The following is a 17,496-nucleotide window of genomic DNA, read 5'->3' as shown; positions in this document are numbered from 1 at the left end:
GCGGGCATATGCCAAATCTTAAGGACCTTAAAAACAGGATCGAGTCGGTCAAATCGACCCGCAAGATCACCAAGGCCATGCAGATGGTCGCGGCCGCAAAACTGCGCCGCGCTCAGGAATCTGCCGAAGCCTCGCGTCCCTATGCCGAGCGGTTCAATGCCGTGATGGCGGGGCTGGCGGCTTCGGTCGGGGGCAGCGACAGCGCCCCCAAGCTGCTCCGTGGTACGGGCAGTGAGGATGTGCATCTGCTGGTTGTGATGACAGCTGAACGCGGCCTGTGTGGCGGCTTCAACTCCAACATCGCCAAGCTGGCCCGCCAAAAGGCGGAAGAGCTGCGCGGCAAAGGCAAGACGGTCAAAGTTCTGACCGTTGGCAAGAAAGGCCGCGACGCGCTCAAGCGCGATTTGGGCGATCTGTTCGTTGGACATGTCGACCTGAGCGAGGTCAAGCGCATTGGCTATGCCAACGCGCAGGACATCGCGAAGGACATCCTGTCCCGCTTTGACGGGGCTGAGTTCGATGTTGCCACGATCTTCTACTCGAAGTTCGTCAACGTCGTGACCCAGATCCCGACGGCACAGCAAATCATCCCCGCCTCGTTCGAGGACGACGCGGCAGGTGACGACAGCGGTGCCATTTTCGACTACGAGCCCAGCGAAGAGGCCATTCTGGCCGACCTGCTGCCCAAGGGGGTTGCGACCGCGATCTTCTCGGCTCTGCTCGAAAACGGAGCGTCTGAACAGGGTGCACGGATGTCCGCAATGGACAACGCGACACGCAACGCGGGCGAAATGATCGACAAGCTGACGATCCAGTTCAACCGCTCGCGTCAGGCCGTGATCACCAACGAGCTGATTGAAATTATTTCCGGCGCCGAAGCGCTGTAGAGACATACCGGAGACGAAACATGGCGAATGCAAAAGGCAAAGTCACACAGATCATCGGGGCCGTCGTCGACGTGCAGTTTGATGACGCGCTGCCTGAAATTCTGAACGCGCTGGAAACCACCAACAACGGCAAGCGCCTGGTGTTGGAAGTTGCTCAGCACCTGGGTGAAAACACCGTCCGCACCATCGCGATGGACGCGACCGAAGGTCTGGTCCGTGGCGAAGTTGTGACCGACAGCGGCGCACCGATCTCGGTTCCGGTTGGCAATGCCACCCTGGGCCGCATCCTGAACGTGGTCGGCGAGCCGATCGACGAAAAAGGCCCGGTTGAAGCAACTGAAGCTCGCGCGATCCACCAGCCCGCGCCCGAGTTCGCGGAACAGTCGACCGAGTCGGAGATCCTTGTGACCGGCATCAAGGTTGTTGACCTGCTGGCCCCCTACGCCAAAGGCGGTAAGATCGGCCTGTTCGGCGGTGCCGGCGTTGGTAAAACCGTTCTGATCATGGAACTTATCAACAACATCGCAAAAGTGCACTCGGGCTTCTCGGTGTTTGCGGGTGTTGGTGAACGGACCCGTGAAGGCAACGACCTGTATCACGAGATGATCGAATCGAACGTCATCAAGCCCGACAACCTGTCGGAATCGCAGGTTGCTCTGGTTTACGGTCAGATGAACGAACCTCCCGGAGCGCGTGCGCGTGTTGCTCTGACCGGTCTGACCCTGGCCGAGCAGTTCCGCGACCAGTCCGGTACCGACGTTCTGTTCTTCGTCGACAACATCTTCCGCTTTACGCAGGCGGGTTCCGAGGTTTCGGCTCTGCTGGGTCGTATTCCTTCGGCGGTGGGCTACCAGCCGACGTTGGCCACCGACATGGGCGCCCTGCAAGAACGCATCACCTCGACCAAGTCGGGCTCGATCACCTCGGTGCAGGCCATCTACGTTCCCGCGGACGACTTGACCGACCCCGCGCCGGCAACATCGTTTGCTCACTTGGACGCAACCACCGTTCTTAACCGTGCGATCTCGGAAAAGGGTATTTACCCGGCTGTTGACCCGCTCGACTCGTCCTCGCGTCTGCTGGACCCCGCGATTGTGGGTGAAGAACACTACACGGTTGCGACCGACGTTCAGCAGATCCTCCAGCGCTACAAGTCTCTTCAGGACATCATCGCCATCCTCGGCATGGACGAACTGTCGGAAGAAGACAAACTGACCGTGGCCCGTGCCCGTAAGATCGAACGCTTCATGTCGCAGCCGTTCGACGTTGCACAGGTCTTCACCGGCTCGCCGGGCGTTCAGGTCCCTCTGGACGTGACCATCGCTTCGTTCAAGGCCGTTGTGGCTGGCGAATACGATCACCTGCCCGAAGCGGCCTTCCTGATGGTTGGCGGCATCGACGACGTGATCGCCAAAGCGGAAAAGATGGCCGCAGAAGCCGCCTAAGGAGTATCCCTGATGGCAAACACAATGCAATTCGACCTCGTCAGCCCCGAGCGGAGCCTTGCTTCGCTTGAGGCCACTGCGGTCCAGCTACCCGGCGCGGACGGGGACATGACGGCAATGCCTGATCATGCCCCCACGATCACCACGCTGCGTCCCGGTCTGCTGAAGGTTGAGGCACCTGCAGGGGCCAGCGAATACCTGGTCACCGGCGGGTTTGCCCAGATCAACGGCGACGGCCTGTCGGTTCTGGCCGAAAAGGCCATTCCGGTTGCCGAAGTGACCCGGTCGCATCTGGACGACCTGATCGCCGAAGCCCGCGCCTCGCACGAGGCCGCAAAGTCTGGTGACGATCAGTCGATCGTAGACGATGCAGCCAAGCTGCTGGCCGACATGGAAGCGCTTGGGACGCATATGAGCCTGTAACGGCTTGTTGCAAATGGATCATTAGAAACGGCCCTGCGACAGTAGGGCCGTTTTTTTGTCGTGATTTCAACATGAGACCGAATTAGGTTTTGAGGATTGATAAATAAAAGACAACAAAAATGAAGACGTTTCGAACCCATCCTATTGGCATCGACCAAGGCGAGACCGTGGTGTTTTCCGATTTCTCCAATGGCGGTGACATGTGGACCGGCAACGGTACGCGCGAGAGACGCTCGGCTGTTAGGTTTCACCAACCATTCCGGTCTGCACCGGTTGTTCAGATCGGTATATCCCTATGGGATGTGGACACAACCTCGGCGTTGCGGGCCGAAGTGAAGGCCGAAAACACTACGAACGAAGGATTCGACGCAGTGTTCCGCACTTGGTCAGACACGCGAATCGCACGAATTAGGGTGACGTGGACAGCGATCGGCGAGGTTGCGCATGAGGATGATTGGGACATCTCCTGATGCCCGTGTTCAAGGGTCAGTCAGTTGATGCTTCGATCATCCCGACGCGGGTCGCGTGACGGCCACCTTCGAACTCGGCACCAAGGAACGCGTCGACAATGTCGAGGGCCTGACCCTCACCGACGACACGCGCGCCGATGGACAGCATGTTGGCGTCATTGTGCTGACGGATCATCCGGGCCGAGAACGCGTCGGAACACACGCCGCAGCGAATGCCTGGCACTTTATTCGCCGCCATCATGATGCCCTGTCCGGTGCCGCAAAGGATGATACCCAGTGCGCAATCACCCGAGGCAACGGCGTCAGCGGCGGCTTTGCCGTGGATCGGATAATGCGTGCTTTCGGGCGTTTGAGGTCCGATATCCACGACCTCCCATCCTTGGTCCGCGATATGTTTGGCAACCGCGTGGCGCAGCTCGATGGCGGCGTGGTCGCTGGAAAGAACGATGCGTTTGGGGGTGGTCACGGAAAGCTCCTGCCTTAGAGGGGTCACGAAAAAGGGCGACTACAAGGCCGCCCGTTCAGATCAGTCCATGTGGTACATGGATTCGTAGATCGGGGTCAGGGTCTTGTCCTCGAACAGCGACGATACCGAGGTGCCGTTCCAAATGTTCAGAATGGCCTGCGTAAAGATGGGCGCGGTCGGAACGATCCGGATATTCTTGGCTTTGGCGACCTCGGACGTGGGCTGGATTGTGTCGGTCAGAACCAGAGACTTCATGACTGAGTTAGTGACACGCTCGACCGCAGGTCCGCTCATGACGCCGTGGGTGATATAGGAATGCACCTCTTTCGCGCCGTTATCCAGCAGCACTTGAGCTGCCTTACACAGTGTTCCGGCGGTATCGCACATGTCGTCCACGATCAGGCAGATCTTGTCTTTGACGTCGCCGATGACAGTCATTTCGGCCACTTCGCCGGCCTTTTCGCGGCGTTTGTCGACGATCGACAGCGGCGCTTCGATCCGTTTGGCCAATTCGCGCGCGCGGGCTACGCCGCCCACATCGGGTGAGACCACCATGATCTCATCCATCTGGTCCTTAAACTGGTTTTTCACATCCAGCGCAAAGATCGGCGAGGCATAAAGGTTGTCCACCGGGATATCAAAGAACCCCTGAATCTGCGCGGCGTGCAGGTCCATGGTCAGAACCCGCTCGATCCCGGCGCCGGTCAGCATGTTGGCAACCAGCTTGGCGGAAATCGGCGTGCGCGCCTTGGTGCGACGGTCCTGACGGGCATAGCCGAAATAGGGGATCACGGCGGTGATCCGCTGCGCGGACGAACGGCGCAGTGCGTCGGCGATGATCAGAAGCTCCATCAGGTTGTCATTGGCGGGGTTCGAGGTCGGCTGGACGATGAACATATCCTCGCCGCGCACGTTCTCGAACACTTCGACGAAAATCTCACCGTCGTTAAAGCGTTCGACGCGCGCATCGACGAGGCCCTGATCGACGCCGCGATACAGGCTCATGCGGCGGGCAATGGATTCGGCAAGCGGAAGATTGGCGTTCCCAGCGATCAGCTTGGGTTCGTGGAGTGTCGGCATCGGCTGAAGTCCCCGGGCAGCAATGGCAAATGTGACAGATTCGTGATGTTGACACCGCTTACCACGGCCTTACCGTCCAGCAAAGACAACGCAGCGGAGAAAGTGAACATGGCCACCATTGACTACTATTTTGCGACAATTTCGCCCTTCACCTACTTGGCCGGAACCCGGCTTGAGGAGGTCGCGGCAAAGCACGGCGCGACGATCAACTACAAACCGCTGGATATCATGGCGCTGTTCGGGCGCACCGGGGGAACTCCACCGAAGGACCGGCACATTTCGCGCATCGAATACCGGGCGCAGGAACTGCAGCGGCAATCCAAAAACCTTGGGATGGAGTTCAATCTGAAACCTGCTCATTGGCCCACGAATATGGCACCGTCCTCTTACGCTGTGATCGCAGCGGCCAAGGACGGCTCGGGTGATGTCGGACAGCTGGTCCATTCCATTCTTCGCGCCTGCTGGGCCGAAGAAAAAGACGTCGCGCAGGACGAAGTGATCCGTGAATGCCTGTCTTCCGCGGGGTTCGATCCCTCTCTGGCCGATAGCGGCTTGCTGGTCGGGGCCGATACCTATGCCGCCAACCTTGAGGAGGCGGTGGACAAAGGCGCGTTTGGCGCGCCGTTCTATATCACCGAAGATGGTCAACGGTTCTGGGGACAGGACCGGTTGGAGAACCTGGACCGTCACCTGAGCGAGATGAAAGGGTGAAGGATCTGATGCCGTCGGTTCACGTCAGAACCTTGGGGCAGGGCGAGCGCAAAGTGCTGGCCCTGCATTGCACGATTGCTCACTCTGGGGCGTGGGCAGGGTTGGCGAGCGTGTTGGGGGATGACGCGACATTTATCGCACCCGATATGCCCTCACACGGTAAGAGCCCCGATTGGAACGAACAGGGCGATCTGTTCGATTTGTTGACCGAACTGACTGTTGGGCAATTAACAGAGCCGATGGATGTCATCGGTCATTCCTTTGGTGCGATGATCGCGCTGCGCCTGGCGATGGAACACCCTGATCTGGTCCGCAGTGCGGTTCTGATCGAGCCGGTATTCTTTGCCGTTGCCAAGCAGGACGTGCCTGATTTGCTGGCGCAGCATGACCATGAGGCGCAACCTTATGCAAAGGCTTTAGCTGACGGTGATATGAAACTGGCCGCACGCCTATTCAACAGGATGTGGAGCACTGATGACAGTCCCCGATGGCCGGACATACCCGAACGAACCCGCGCCGCGATGACTCGTGGAGTGCATCTTGTGCCTGCGGTCGAGGATGATTTGTTCGAGGATAAAAAGGGCTTGCTGGCCCCCGATATGATGAGCCGCGCAAATATGCCCCTTCTGTTGGTCAACGGGTCACGTACACATCCCGCGATGCCCGCGATCTGTGAAGGGCTGCAACAACGCCTGCCCAATGCCTCGGGCTGTGTCATAGAAGGGGCAGGGCACATGGCCCCGATCACGCATCCTCGGGACATGGCGCGCGTGATACGGGATTTCTGGGATGGGCAGCCTTAGGAAGTGCTGACCTTACAGTAGTGCGATGAACTGGTCGATCTGTTCAGGGCTGATCGACCAGTCGCAGACCAGACGACAAGCAAGCGGCTCTGCGTCATCGGCCCCGTCCAGCTCTCCGCCCCACAGATGATAGACTGCACCCGCGTCGTGCAATTGCTTGTGCCGCGCGCGCGAGAATTCGGCGAAGATCATGTTTGCCTGCGGTTGATGCAGGAAAGAGGCCCCCTTGGCCCGCAGCCCGTCAGCCAGACGTGCGCAATTGTCATTGGCCTGACGCGCCATCTGCAACCACAGTTCATCCTGCAGATAGGCGGCCATCTGAGCCGACAAGTACCGGTGTTTCGAAAACAGATGCGCGCCACGTTTCCGGCGCAGCTCGAACTCCCAGGCTTTGGTCTCGTCGAAAAAGACGACCGCCTCGACCCCCATCAGTCCGTTCTTTGTGCCGCCAAAGCTGACCGCATCAACACCCGATTTCCATGTCATCTCGGCCGGAGAACAGTTCAGCGCGACCAGCGCATTGGTGAACCGCGCACCGTCCAGATGCACTGGCAGGCCGTATTCCTTGGCAACACCGCACAGCGCCTGCAACTCTTCCAGCGAATAAACCGACCCTCGCTCGGTCACCTGCGTGATCGAGACCGGTCCGCGTTGCGGTCCATGCACGCCGCGAGTTTCTTCGGCCAGAATGGTGCTGCGCAATGCGTCTGCCGTCATCTTGTCACCGCCGGGCACCAGCGTCAGCTTGGCGCCGCTGTAGAATTCCGGCGCGTTGCACTCGTCCTCGTGAATATGCGCAACGGGGGAACAAAACACGGTGTCCCACGGGTTCGCCAGCGTCGACAGAGCCAAAGAATTCGCCGCCGTCCCTGTCGCCACCAGATAGACAGCTGCCCCCGGCGCTTCAAAGATACCACGGATACGGTCGCGCACCTCGTTCATAAGCGTGTCGGCCCCGTAGGCCATCTGATAGCCCTCATTCGCGGCGCTCAACGCGGCCATCACTTGCGGGTGAACCGGCCCGGAATTGTCAGAGGCGAAAAACATCAGTTGGGCTCCTCGATGATATAGTCTTCCCACTCTTCGATGGGGGTTTCGAACTCGGACACCGTGCGCCCCTGAACCGAGACCCCGGCGGCGTGTACGCTGTCGGGCGTACCAGATATCAAAGGATGCCAGTCGTAAAGGGGCTTGCCCTCCCACAACAACCGATAGGCGCAGGTCTGGGGCAGCCAATAGGCGTGCTCGTTGATATTGCCGGGCGTCATCACGATGCATTCCGGCACGAATTGGTGGCGGATGTCGTATTGGGTGCAACGGCAGGTCTCATCATCCAGCAGGCGGCAGGCAACGCAGGTCAGGGCGACTTCACCCGTGTCTTCGTCTTCCAGCTTGTTCAGACAGCACTTGCCGCAGCCGTCACACAGCGCCTCCCATTCGCGCTGGTTCATCTTGGTCAGCGGTTTGCGCTCCCAAAACCGGGCGGACAGGCCGTTGCGGTCAATCGGGTCGGTGGTCATAGCGCCGCCAGTAGCGCACGGGCCTTGTCGCAATCGGCATCCATCTGGGCGATCAGCCCGTCCAACCCGTCAAAGGTCATCTCGGGGCGCAGGTAATCAACCAGACCAACCGAGAGCGTCGCGCCATAAAGATCACCCGAGAAATCGAACAGGAACGTCTCGATATTGGGGACTTCGCCGTTAAACATGGGGCGCGTGCCCACCGAGGCCGCACCGTGATAGCTGCCCTGATGCGGGCCATCCAGCACATCAACCAGCACCGCATAGACGCCGAACTTCGGAGGGTGTAGCCCCTCGATCGACATGTTGGCGGTGGGATAACCCAGCTCGCGTCCGCGCTGTTCGCCGCCAATCACCTCGCCCTCGATCCGGTGCCAGTGGCCCAACATCGCGGCGGCATCCCGCGGGCGACCTTCCAACAGCGCAGTACGGATCGCGGTCGAAGACACGACGTTTTCCGACCGCTCCATCAAGGGGGCGATGGTGACGCCAAAGCCCATCTGGGCCCCGAACCGCACCAGATCGTCGGCGGTGCCGCTGCGGCCTTTGCCGAAACAGAAATCGGCCCCGACCACCACATGCGACAGCCCCAGCCCGTCACAGATCACATTGCGTGCGAATTCTTCGGGCGTCAGCCCGGCCAGCGCCGCGTTGAAGGGCAATTCATAAAGCTTCTGCACTCCTAGTTTCTGCAACCGATGCGCGCGGGCATTGCCGCGCATCAGGCGAAAGGGCGGGCTGTCGGGCGCAAAATATTCGCGCGGGTGCGGCTCGAACGTCATCACACCCAGCGGCGCGTCGGGCGCGGCGTTACGTGCCAGCTCGATCACTGAACGGTGGCCGATATGAACGCCATCAAAGTTGCCGATGGCCACACTGGCACCACGGTCCTGAGGCTCGACAAACTGGAAATCCCGGATAATGCGCATAGCGCCTGCCTAGCGGGACTGCGAGGCAGGTTCAAGGGTCTGAGACGTCAGTCGAACTTGCGCGATGGTGCCAGCACCATAGCCTCGCCCATCAACACCTTTTTGCCGTCCACCGCACAGTGGCAATCCAGCTTGACCCGTCGCTTGGCAAAGTCGATGTCGATCACCTTGACCTCGGCGTAGACCATGTCTCCGGGGCGAACGGGGGCCAGGAATTTCAGCGACTGCCCCATATAAACTGTGCCGTGGCCCGGCAGTTGTTCCCCGATCACGGCCGAGATCAGGCCGGCCGTCAACATCCCGTGGGCAATGCGCCCCTCAAAGATCGTGTCGCGAGCATAATCATCATCAAGATGCACCGGATTACGGTCGGTCGAGACCTGCGCGAACATTTCGATATCCTCGTTCGTCACCACTTTGCGCAGGTGGCGGGTCATGCCCATTTCGATGTCTTCAATACAGATCGTGCCGCGCGGAAGATTGTCCAACATGTCACCCTCACTCGATTTCAGTGGGCAACAAAAAAACCAAAGTCACCCAAGTTGGGTAACTTTATTACTTCGCAACTGCAGAAAATCAAGCCTTTTCTGACTAACGCAGCCGTCCGATCGTATAGGTGGGGTTGATGTTTTCCCTTGCGATATAATCGGTTAAGGACTCGGGGTGCGGGTGGTGCGACGTTTTGGTTTCCGCCGCTGCCAGTCCGCCCGAGATGAACAGAGAATCAATCCCCTCACCCATGCCCCCCAGAATGTCGGTATGTGGGCCGTCGCCGATGACCAGAATGTCCCCATCTGGGATATCGTGACCCAGCTCCTGCAGCCGCCGACGCGCCAGATCATAGATCGGCGGATGCGGCTTGCCGAAGTAAAGGCTCTCGCCCCCCATCTCGGTATAGAGCTTGGCCAAAGCGCCCGCACACCATTCCCGGACCTCGCCCCGGTCGACCACGATATCAGGGTTGGCGCAGAGAAGTTTCATGCCCTTCTGCTTGGCATAAAGGAAATCAGCGCGGTTGACGTCAGGGTCGGCCATCGGATCGAATGGTCCACAGCAGACAATCCCTTCGGCCTGATCCAGTGGCACACGCTCGATCTGAATTGGGTGGTGCAAAATCTTCAGCGGCTCGAAAAAGCCGGCATCGCGCGCCCATTCTCCCATGAAGTAAACTTTTTCGCCTACAGCGCCTCGAAACATAGCTGAGCGCGCCGAGTCTCCGCTTGTGGCGATCGTATCATAGGCGTCGTTGGGAACGTTGAATTGTTCCAGTTGCTCGGCCACCCCTGCGCGGGGCTTGGGCGAGTTGGTGACCAGAACAACAATGCCCCCTTTGGCGCGATAACCTTGAAGCGCTGCCACGGCTTCGGGATAGGCGGTTATGCCGTTGTGTACACAGCCCCAGAGATCGACAAACAGCGCTTTGTAGCGATCGGAGATTTCATCAAGTTTGTGAATAATCTGAGTCATTGAGCTGCCCCCGAGGGTCTGGAGTCGAAGTTGTGCCAGCTATGTCAAAGCTTCGGTCTTTTGACCATCCCAGCTGCAACTTTTCTGAATGAATAGCCGTATGCGTTCAGTTGTCTTCACTGATTTCCTCGACGTCTGGTGCCTGTTGAACGTTTTCAGTGCCTAGAATGACCTGGGCGCCGATCCTGTTCTGAAAGCGAACGACAACCAGATAACCCGGCCCCAACTCGTTGCGCAGTACGTCGACTAGGGGGGTCTCGCGCAGACTTTCCGGCAGGAGGCCTGCGATTGAAGACACCTTGAACGCGGCTTCAATTGGCAGGTCAACGATCAGCCAGATATCGGCTTGCTTGCGTTGAGCGTTGACGTCGACGCGAACAATCTCGACCGAGACTGGGTCAGCCCAATCGCGAATTGTCTGCGCCAATTGCGCTTCGGTCCGGGTTTCCAGATAGCGGTTATATGTCGACTTGCCCAATTGAATGACAACGAAGGTCAAGAACGCCAAGGTCACAACGACGCTGGCAGTAAAATTCAGCTTGCGACGCCCCTTGCTGAAAACCACCGAACGAGCAGCGTACACGATGTAAACCGCGCAAGCCGATAGGATGATCGCCCCAAGGTTTGTTGCGAACAGCAAGCCGGCCTCATAAGCTTCAGCCGCTTCTTCAAAATACATCAATACCCCCGAGGCGGATAACGGGGGCACCAAAGACACGCCGATCGCAGCACCTGGCAGCAGGCTAACTTCTGATCGATTTATCTGCACATACGCCCCGGCGACGCCGGCTGCCAAGGCAACGATCAGATCTTCAGTCCCGGGATCGGTGCGCGCCAGAACCTGATCAGGGATCAGAATTCCGCGGGGAACATCGGCGATATAGACAAGAAACCAGGCCAGAAAGACGCAGATAACTGCCGCCCCGCTTACAATCAGGGCAAGCTTGAACGCACGTCCCAGCCACCCCATGACCATCGAGGCAGCTATGCCCAGTATCGGTGTCATCAACGGTGCGACCAACATGGCGGCAATCACCACGGCGCCTGAGTCGCGAAGCATCCCCATGGTCGCGATCACCACCGACAATGTCAAAAGCATCGCAAATCTGCGCCAGTAGGCCGCTCGGTCATGCCCTTCGAACCGAAGGATATCCCTGGTGGTGCTGAATTTTCGTTTACTCATTTCTGCGACCAAGACCCAAGCAAGACTATCCGCACCAGATTATCAACGGATACGCTCTATGCAAATTCTTGTGTCTTAACGAAAAAAGGCGCCCCGATACGGACGCCTTTTGTTTGTGGTGTTAGGAAGATCACACTTTGAGGTTGGGGATGATCTGCTTTTTCCGGCTCATGATTCCGGGCAGAACCACGGCGTCACCATCTACTGACGCACCAAAGCTCTTCTCGGCCACGCCTTTCACAAGGTCATTGGGCACAAGCAGGGTGGCTTCTTCGTTGAGGATGTCGACGACAAACAGCAATACCTGATCTACGCCGTCTTCCTTGGCAACATCCACCATTGACGCGGCCAGGCTGTCTTTGCGGTCCAGAACGACGCCCGGAGCGGTGGTTTCTAGGACCGAGACGCGGAATTTGATGCCGTCGACTTCGTATTCCTTGCTGTCCATGCGGATTAGTTCGGCGTCCGAGAACGAGGATACGTCCGATTTTGCCGCGAACATGTCAGCGGCATAGGCCGAGACGTCCAGACCCAGCTCAGCCGCCAGTTTCTCGGCCACTGCGCGGTCATGCGCGGTGGTGGTGGGCGAGCGGAATTCCAGCGTGTCAGACAGGATGCAGGTCAGAGCTGCGCCTTTGACGGCGTCGGGCATCTTGGCGGCGTCGTCGCCCATCAGGTCAACCATAATGGTCGCGGTGCAGGCCAGCGGGCGCACGGTGATGTCGATCGGCCCTTTGGTTTCCAGACCGCCGACCAGTTTGTGGTGGTCGATGATGGCGCGGATGTCGGCGCTGTTTACGCTGGCGGGCAGTTCGGCGGGGTTGTTGGTGTCAACGATGACAACCGGCGCGTCCGCGTCCACGTCTGCGATGATGCGCGGCTTGGGCAGGTCCCAGCGCTGCAGCATAAAGGCGGCCTCGGTGTTGGGTTCACCTAGCAGCACGGGTTCGGCCTGTTCGCCTTTGACTTCGTTCAGGTACCAAGACCACAGGATCGGAGAGCCGGTGGAATCGGTGTCGGGGGATTTGTGTCCAAATACGAGGGTTGTCATGTCTGCGTCCTGAGGAAGGTAAATTTGCGCGCCTTATAGGGTGGTCCGACGCGCTTGTCACCCGCCCCTGCGTAAACTGCGACGAAGGGTAAATTTTGCCTTAGAACGGCGCGCGTTCCAAGGTGTAGCCAGCTTGTTGCAATTGGTTCAGAAGGCCGAATTCGTCGGCAAGATGCCCCGCGCCAACGGCGATGACTGCTGTTTGGTCCTGAATACTCAGAATATGCTTCATCCAGTTGTTGTTGCGCCCGACGAGCAGCTGATCTTCGAAGCTGCCCCATTCCTCGTCAAAGACATCCTGTGACAGGCCCGAAGTCTCGAGCCCCTGTAGGCGAGCAAAGTGAAGAATCTCGCCGTGTTTTTCCTCGATATACGCGTTGACCATCGTGGCAAGCTGATCTTCGCTGCTTTCAAAAGCGCTGGCCATTCGCACCAGGGACTGAACCTGTTTTTCCAGCGGATGTTCATTGAACATCGCCATCAGGTCTTCGATTTCTTCCAGTGAGTACTGAGGTTTTCCGAGTTCGACAGCCAGATCAGTCAGGCGTGCATCCATGCCGTAGCTGGCATCTTCGTCCTGGGTCATACATGGCGGAACACCCAACATCATGCTCAGGAACCATGGGCGCATTTTGGCGGCCATCCAACCGGGGATGCCTCGATCGGCCAATCCGGTGGACAGGGCGGCCCAGTCTTCTTCAGACATCAGGTCAATCAGAGTTGGGCCCGAAGTTATCAGAACAGGGCTGAGGTCTTGGGCAAGCTGTTGTTCGAATCCGTCCATCTTGTCCTTGGTAACTTCGAAATAGAACGCGTCCGCGTCTGAAAGGGCAGGGGCCAGACGCTCCATAACGGCGTCCATGCGTGGATCATTCGTGTGCAGTGTTCCGATCAGGTGCAGTACTGTGTCGCCTTTGGTCGCGATCCAGTGGTTGCCCTCAGAAAACGGGGTGCCGCTTACCGCCTGATCAAGCTGCGCCCGCATGTCCACAGAAAGATCTGGCCGAAGGTCTCGCCCTTCGCAGGCCGCATGGGCTGCGAAAGGAAAAAACAAAAAAGCAACAAAGAACAAGAAACGCATCAGGATCATCCCGTATTAACTCGGTACGTATATGTGAAGCGACCTTGCCTTGGCCAAGTGTTGGGTTCAAGCAAGTTGAACAATTGTCGGCGTTTTCTGTGTCTGGCATTCCACAATAAATCACTTAGCATGGCGCCATGGACCGTGAGCAGGATCTCTATCCCCCCATAAAAGCGCTGTTGGAGCGTCAGGGTTATACCGTCAAGGGTGAAGTGGGCGCGGCCGATATCGTGGCTGTGCGCGCAGGTGATGAGCCTGTTATTGTCGAGCTGAAACTGCGATTTACTCTGGCCTTGTTTCATCAGGCGGTGGCGCGGTTAAGGGTTACAGATCAGGTCTATCTGGGCGTGTGCAAGCCAACCGGGCGCAGTGCGCGTCGGGCACTGAAGGATAATCTGGCTATGTGTCGACGTTTGGGGCTGGGCTTGATCACCGTTCGCGCGGATGGGGCAGTCGAGGTGCAGTGTGATCCGGGTCCTTATGCCCCGCGCAGGAACAAAGCCAAAGCGGCGCGACTGCTGCGCGAGTTTGATCGGTTGGAGGGTGACCCAAATGCGGGCGGGGCTACGCGGCATGGGATTGTCACTGCCTATCGTCAGGATGCGCTGAAATGTGCGGCTCATCTGGTGGAATGCGGAGCGACCAAAGGAGCCGAGGTTGCCAAGGCGACGGGTGTGACCACCGCCACCCGCCTGATGCGAGAGAACCATTACGGCTGGTTTGAAAAGGTCGACAAGGGTGTTTACGCCCTGACCGATGCCGGACAAGAGGGTCTGAAACACTGGGCCTACAGTTGGGATCACCCCGAATAGCGACTACTGTTCAAAAAATCCTTCACGGCTTGTTGACTCGGGGAATTGCACCCCCTAGCTATGCGTCGTTATCACTCGGCAAGCATGAGTGCTAACGCCCCGCCAATCGGCGAGGGGAGGATTAACAACTTTGAGCCCAAGGAGCTGCAAAGATGGCATTGAAACCGCTTCATGACCGCGTGCTGGTTCGCCGTACCGAAAGCGAAGAAAAAACCTCAGGCGGCCTGATCATTCCTGACAGCGCAAAAGAAAAGCCCAGCGAAGGCCAAGTGGTCGCAACAGGCGAAGGCGCACGCAAGGACAGCGGCGAGCTGATCGCAATGGCTGTAAAAGCTGGCGACAAGATCCTGTTCGGCAAATGGTCGGGCACCGAGGTCACCGTCGACGGCGAAGAGCTGCTGATGATGAAAGAAAGCGACATCATGGGGATCATCGAGTAAGCCGCTGCGCTTCACTCTGATCTTCATTTACAACTAATTCCTCAAGGAGAAACGACATGGCTGCAAAGGACGTCAAGTTCGACACCGATGCCCGTAACCGTATGCTGGCAGGCGTAAACATCCTGGCCGATGCTGTTAAAGTGACCCTGGGCCCCAAAGGCCGCAACGTGGTTCTGGACAAATCCTTCGGCGCACCGCGCATCACCAAAGACGGTGTTTCGGTTGCCAAGGAAATCGAACTGGAAGACAAGTTCGAAAACATGGGCGCGCAGATGGTGAAAGAAGTCGCCAGCCGCACCAATGACGAAGCCGGCGACGGCACCACCACCGCGACCGTTCTGGCCCAAGCCATCGTGCGCGAAGGTCTGAAGCAGGTTGCAGCTGGCCTGAACCCGATGGACCTGAAGCGCGGCATCGACCTGGCAACTGCAAAGGTTGTTGAAGGCATCAAAGACGCGTCGCGCGAAGTCAAAGATTCGGCAGAAGTTGCTCAGGTTGGCACCATCTCGGCCAACGGCGAAGCCGAAATCGGCCAGCAGATTGCAGACGCGATGCAGAAGGTTGGCAACGAAGGCGTTATCACCGTTGAAGAAAACAAAGGTCTGGAAACCGAGACCGATGTTGTCGAAGGTATGCAGTTCGACCGTGGCTACCTGTCGCCTTACTTCGTGACCAACGCAGACAAGATGATCGCAGAGCTCGACGACTGCATGATCCTGCTGCACGAAAAGAAACTGTCCTCGCTGCAGCCGATGGTTCCGCTGCTCGAGCAGGTGATCCAGTCGCAAAAGCCGCTGCTGATCATCGCGGAAGACGTTGAAGGCGAAGCGCTGGCGACTCTGGTTGTCAACAAACTGCGCGGCGGCCTGAAAATCGCTGCTGTCAAAGCACCGGGCTTCGGCGATCGCCGCAAAGCCATGCTGCAGGACATCGCGATCCTGACCGGCGGTCAGGTCATCAGCGAAGATCTGGGCATGAAGCTCGAGTCCGTCACCATGGACATGCTGGGCACCGCCAAGAAGATCGAAATCACCAAAGACGAAACCACCATCGTCGACGGTGCTGGCGAGAAAGCCGAGATCGAAGCACGTGTTGCTCAGATCCGCACTCAGATCGAAGAAACTTCGTCGGACTACGACCGTGAGAAGCTGCAAGAGCGCGTTGCCAAACTGGCAGGCGGTGTTGCTGTTATCCGTGTCGGCGGCATGACCGAAGTGGAAGTGAAAGAGCGTAAGGACCGTGTGGACGATGCTCTGAACGCGACCCGTGCTGCTGTGCAGGAAGGCGTTGTCGTTGGCGGTGGTGTTGCTCTGGTTCAGGCCGGTAAAGCGCTGGAAACTCTGGAAGGTGCAAACGCTGACCAGAGCGCGGGCATCAACATCGTTCGTAAGGCAATCGAAGCGCCGCTGCGCCAGATCGCTGAAAACGCAGGCGTTGACGGCGCGGTTGTTGCGGGCAAAGTCCGTGAATCGGGCGACGTGACCTTCGGCTTTAACGCACAGACCGAAGAATATGGCGACATGTTCTCGTTCGGCGTGATCGACCCGGCCAAAGTTGTCCGGACCGCTCTGGAAGATGCAGCATCGGTTGCTGGCCTGCTGGTCACCACCGAAGCGATGGTTGCCGACAAGCCGCAGAAAGACGCACCTGCTGCAGGCGGCATGCCCGACATGGGCGGCATGGGCGGCATGATGTAAGCACGTCGAATTCGCCCCGGCGAATTTTGACGAGCCCGACAGGCGCTTGGCTAATAGGCCAAGCTGCCGGAAGGGAAGCCGCAGAGCTTACGAACGGGGTCGCCTTTGGGCGGCCCCGTTTCGTTTCAATCCTCGCGCCAGATTGTGAATGTGCAAACGGCCCTAAACCCATTATGCGGTTGTTATGAAACTGTTCCTGTTGACGGCCCTAACCATGGTTGCCTTTGCGGCCAACTCGATCCTCAACCGGCTTGCCATCGACAGCGGGGCAAGCGATCCAGCCGGATTTGCCACTGTGCGCGTACTGGCCGGGGCGTTGGTTCTGGCCGCGCTTGTTTTCCTCAAAGGGGGCCATCTGCCACTTCGGAATATGCGGCGGATCGCAGGGGCAGGGTCATTGTCATTATACATGATCGGGTTTTCGATTGCCTATCTGACGCTGGATGCGGGATTGGGCGCGTTGATCCTGTTTGGCGTCGTGCAGATCACGATGTTTGCCGTGACCTCTGTTACCGGGGCCTTGCCTACCGTGCGCCAGATCGCTGGCGCGGTGATCGCGCTGGCAGGATTGGCCTGGGTGCTTTGGCCCACAGATCAGGTGCAGGTCAGTCCGGTTGGTGCGACGCTGATGACAGCCGCCGGGATTGGGTGGGCGATCTATTCGCTGGTCGGCCGGTCCGAGCCGGATGCTCTGGCCGGGACTGCGGCGAATTTCGTGGTCGCCCTGCCGGTGACGGCGTTGGCCTTGCTGACCGTCGGGGGCGATTGGCAGATGACTGGCACGGGATATGTGCTGGCGGCTGTGTCGGGCGGTGTCACCTCGGGGATGGGCTATGCGCTGTGGTACCGCGTGCTGCCGCAACTGGCTCCGACCACGGCGGCGGTGGTGCAGTTGAGCGTGCCAATCATTGCCATTCTGGGCGGTGCGGTTCTGTTGGGTGAGGTCGCCAGCTTGCGCCTGATCTTTGGTGCGGCACTTGTGCTTGGCGGTATCGCGCTGGCTGTTCTGCGCCTGAAACCGCGCTAGGGGT

20 protein-coding genes are annotated in these 17,496 nt (G+C 58.6%); 10 read left to right on the top strand and 10 right to left on the bottom strand.

Annotated features, from left to right (window positions below; genetic code table 11):
- The first annotated feature begins 8 nt into the window (after positions 1–8).
- From ACR3EG_RS15360 to ACR3EG_RS15345, 4 genes are all read left to right on the top strand, one after another.
- Complete coding sequence (locus tag ACR3EG_RS15360; RefSeq protein ID WP_480496750.1) at positions 9–887, top strand: F0F1 ATP synthase subunit gamma; 879 nt, start codon at positions 9–11, stop codon at positions 885–887.
- 20 nt (positions 888–907) lie between these two features.
- A complete protein-coding gene (gene atpD / locus ACR3EG_RS15355) occupies positions 908–2,332 on the top strand; it encodes a F0F1 ATP synthase subunit beta (RefSeq protein ID WP_480496751.1) in 1,425 nt (474 codons plus the stop codon).
- Positions 2,333–2,344: 12 nt separating this feature from the next.
- Positions 2,345–2,755, top strand: a complete 411-nt coding sequence (locus ACR3EG_RS15350; protein ID WP_170753407.1) for a F0F1 ATP synthase subunit epsilon — start codon at positions 2,345–2,347, stop codon at positions 2,753–2,755.
- A 119-nt stretch (positions 2,756–2,874) separates the two neighbouring features.
- Positions 2,875–3,225: an H-type lectin domain-containing protein gene (locus tag ACR3EG_RS15345; RefSeq protein WP_480496752.1), complete on the top strand. Its 351-nt coding sequence runs from the start codon at positions 2,875–2,877 to the stop codon at positions 3,223–3,225.
- Positions 3,226–3,241: 16 nt separating this feature from the next.
- Here the strand turns inward: ACR3EG_RS15345 and rpiB are convergent, their stop codons facing one another.
- Positions 3,242–3,691, bottom strand: a complete 450-nt coding sequence (gene rpiB / locus ACR3EG_RS15340) for a ribose 5-phosphate isomerase B (protein ID WP_480496753.1) — start codon at positions 3,689–3,691, stop codon at positions 3,242–3,244.
- Between the two features lie 60 nt (positions 3,692–3,751).
- Positions 3,752–4,771 carry a ribose-phosphate pyrophosphokinase gene (locus tag ACR3EG_RS15335; RefSeq protein ID WP_480496754.1) on the bottom strand — a complete coding sequence of 340 codons (1,020 nt, stop codon included), beginning with the start codon at positions 4,769–4,771 and terminating at the stop codon, positions 3,752–3,754.
- 108 nt (positions 4,772–4,879) lie between these two features.
- Between ACR3EG_RS15335 and ACR3EG_RS15330 the strand changes: the two genes are divergently transcribed.
- Together ACR3EG_RS15330 and ACR3EG_RS15325 are read left to right on the top strand one after the other, a co-directional pair.
- Positions 4,880–5,482 carry a DsbA family protein gene (locus ACR3EG_RS15330; RefSeq protein WP_480496956.1) on the top strand — a complete coding sequence of 201 codons (603 nt, stop codon included), beginning with the start codon at positions 4,880–4,882 and terminating at the stop codon, positions 5,480–5,482.
- Positions 5,479–6,285, top strand: a complete 807-nt coding sequence (locus ACR3EG_RS15325; protein WP_480496755.1) for an alpha/beta fold hydrolase — start codon at positions 5,479–5,481, stop codon at positions 6,283–6,285. Before ACR3EG_RS15330 ends, ACR3EG_RS15325 begins: the two co-directional genes overlap by 4 nt.
- A gap of 12 nt (positions 6,286–6,297) precedes the next feature.
- Here ACR3EG_RS15325 and ACR3EG_RS15320 read toward each other — a convergent pair whose 3' ends face one another.
- The 8 genes from ACR3EG_RS15320 to ACR3EG_RS15285 all read right to left on the bottom strand — a co-directional run bounded on the left by ACR3EG_RS15320 (position 6,298) and on the right by ACR3EG_RS15285 (position 13,516).
- Positions 6,298–7,332, bottom strand: a complete 1,035-nt coding sequence (locus ACR3EG_RS15320) for a threonine aldolase family protein (protein ID WP_480496756.1) — start codon at positions 7,330–7,332, stop codon at positions 6,298–6,300.
- On the bottom strand, positions 7,332–7,805 hold the full coding sequence (locus ACR3EG_RS15315; RefSeq protein WP_480496757.1) for a YcgN family cysteine cluster protein: 474 nt from the start codon (positions 7,803–7,805) through the stop codon (positions 7,332–7,334). The genes ACR3EG_RS15320 and ACR3EG_RS15315 overlap by 1 nt, the downstream gene beginning before the upstream one ends.
- Positions 7,802–8,734, bottom strand: a complete 933-nt coding sequence (locus ACR3EG_RS15310) for a bifunctional riboflavin kinase/FAD synthetase (protein ID WP_480496758.1) — start codon at positions 8,732–8,734, stop codon at positions 7,802–7,804. Before ACR3EG_RS15310 ends, ACR3EG_RS15315 begins: the two co-directional genes overlap by 4 nt.
- A 47-nt stretch (positions 8,735–8,781) precedes the next feature.
- Positions 8,782–9,225 (bottom strand): MaoC family dehydratase, encoded by a 444-nt coding sequence (locus tag ACR3EG_RS15305; protein ID WP_170769006.1) that lies wholly within the window; start codon positions 9,223–9,225, stop codon positions 8,782–8,784.
- A gap of 100 nt (positions 9,226–9,325) precedes the next feature.
- The gene (locus ACR3EG_RS15300) at positions 9,326–10,201 is read right to left on the bottom strand and encodes a TIGR01459 family HAD-type hydrolase (protein ID WP_170783796.1); all 876 of its coding nucleotides are present in this window, start codon (positions 10,199–10,201) and stop codon (positions 9,326–9,328) included.
- Between the two features lie 106 nt (positions 10,202–10,307).
- Positions 10,308–11,384, bottom strand: a complete 1,077-nt coding sequence (locus ACR3EG_RS15295; RefSeq protein ID WP_480496759.1) for a DUF389 domain-containing protein — start codon at positions 11,382–11,384, stop codon at positions 10,308–10,310.
- A gap of 130 nt (positions 11,385–11,514) precedes the next feature.
- The gene (locus tag ACR3EG_RS15290; protein ID WP_480496760.1) at positions 11,515–12,435 is read right to left on the bottom strand and encodes a manganese-dependent inorganic pyrophosphatase; all 921 of its coding nucleotides are present in this window, start codon (positions 12,433–12,435) and stop codon (positions 11,515–11,517) included.
- Positions 12,436–12,535: 100 nt separating this feature from the next.
- Entirely contained in the window at positions 12,536–13,516 is a 981-nt protein-coding gene (locus ACR3EG_RS15285; RefSeq protein ID WP_480496761.1) for a TraB/GumN family protein, read from the bottom strand.
- 137 nt (positions 13,517–13,653) lie between these two features.
- On the opposite strand from ACR3EG_RS15285, the gene ACR3EG_RS15280 reads away from it, so the two are divergent.
- The 4 genes from ACR3EG_RS15280 to ACR3EG_RS15265 all read left to right on the top strand — a co-directional run bounded on the left by ACR3EG_RS15280 (position 13,654) and on the right by ACR3EG_RS15265 (position 17,492).
- A complete protein-coding gene (locus tag ACR3EG_RS15280; RefSeq protein ID WP_480496762.1) occupies positions 13,654–14,328 on the top strand; it encodes a DUF2161 domain-containing phosphodiesterase in 675 nt (224 codons plus the stop codon).
- A 152-nt stretch (positions 14,329–14,480) separates the two neighbouring features.
- Complete coding sequence (gene groES, locus ACR3EG_RS15275) at positions 14,481–14,768, top strand: co-chaperone GroES (RefSeq protein WP_480496763.1); 288 nt, start codon at positions 14,481–14,483, stop codon at positions 14,766–14,768.
- Positions 14,769–14,824: 56 nt separating this feature from the next.
- Positions 14,825–16,465, top strand: a complete 1,641-nt coding sequence (groL, locus tag ACR3EG_RS15270) for a chaperonin GroEL (RefSeq protein WP_480496764.1) — start codon at positions 14,825–14,827, stop codon at positions 16,463–16,465.
- 184 nt (positions 16,466–16,649) lie between these two features.
- Positions 16,650–17,492, top strand: coding sequence for a DMT family transporter (locus tag ACR3EG_RS15265; RefSeq protein ID WP_480496765.1), 843 nt, complete (start codon positions 16,650–16,652; stop codon positions 17,490–17,492).
- Positions 17,493–17,496: the final 4 nt, after the last annotated feature.

This window comes from Ruegeria sp. AM7, assembly GCF_056535965.1.
This window is presented reverse-complemented; position numbering and strand designations above follow the sequence as displayed.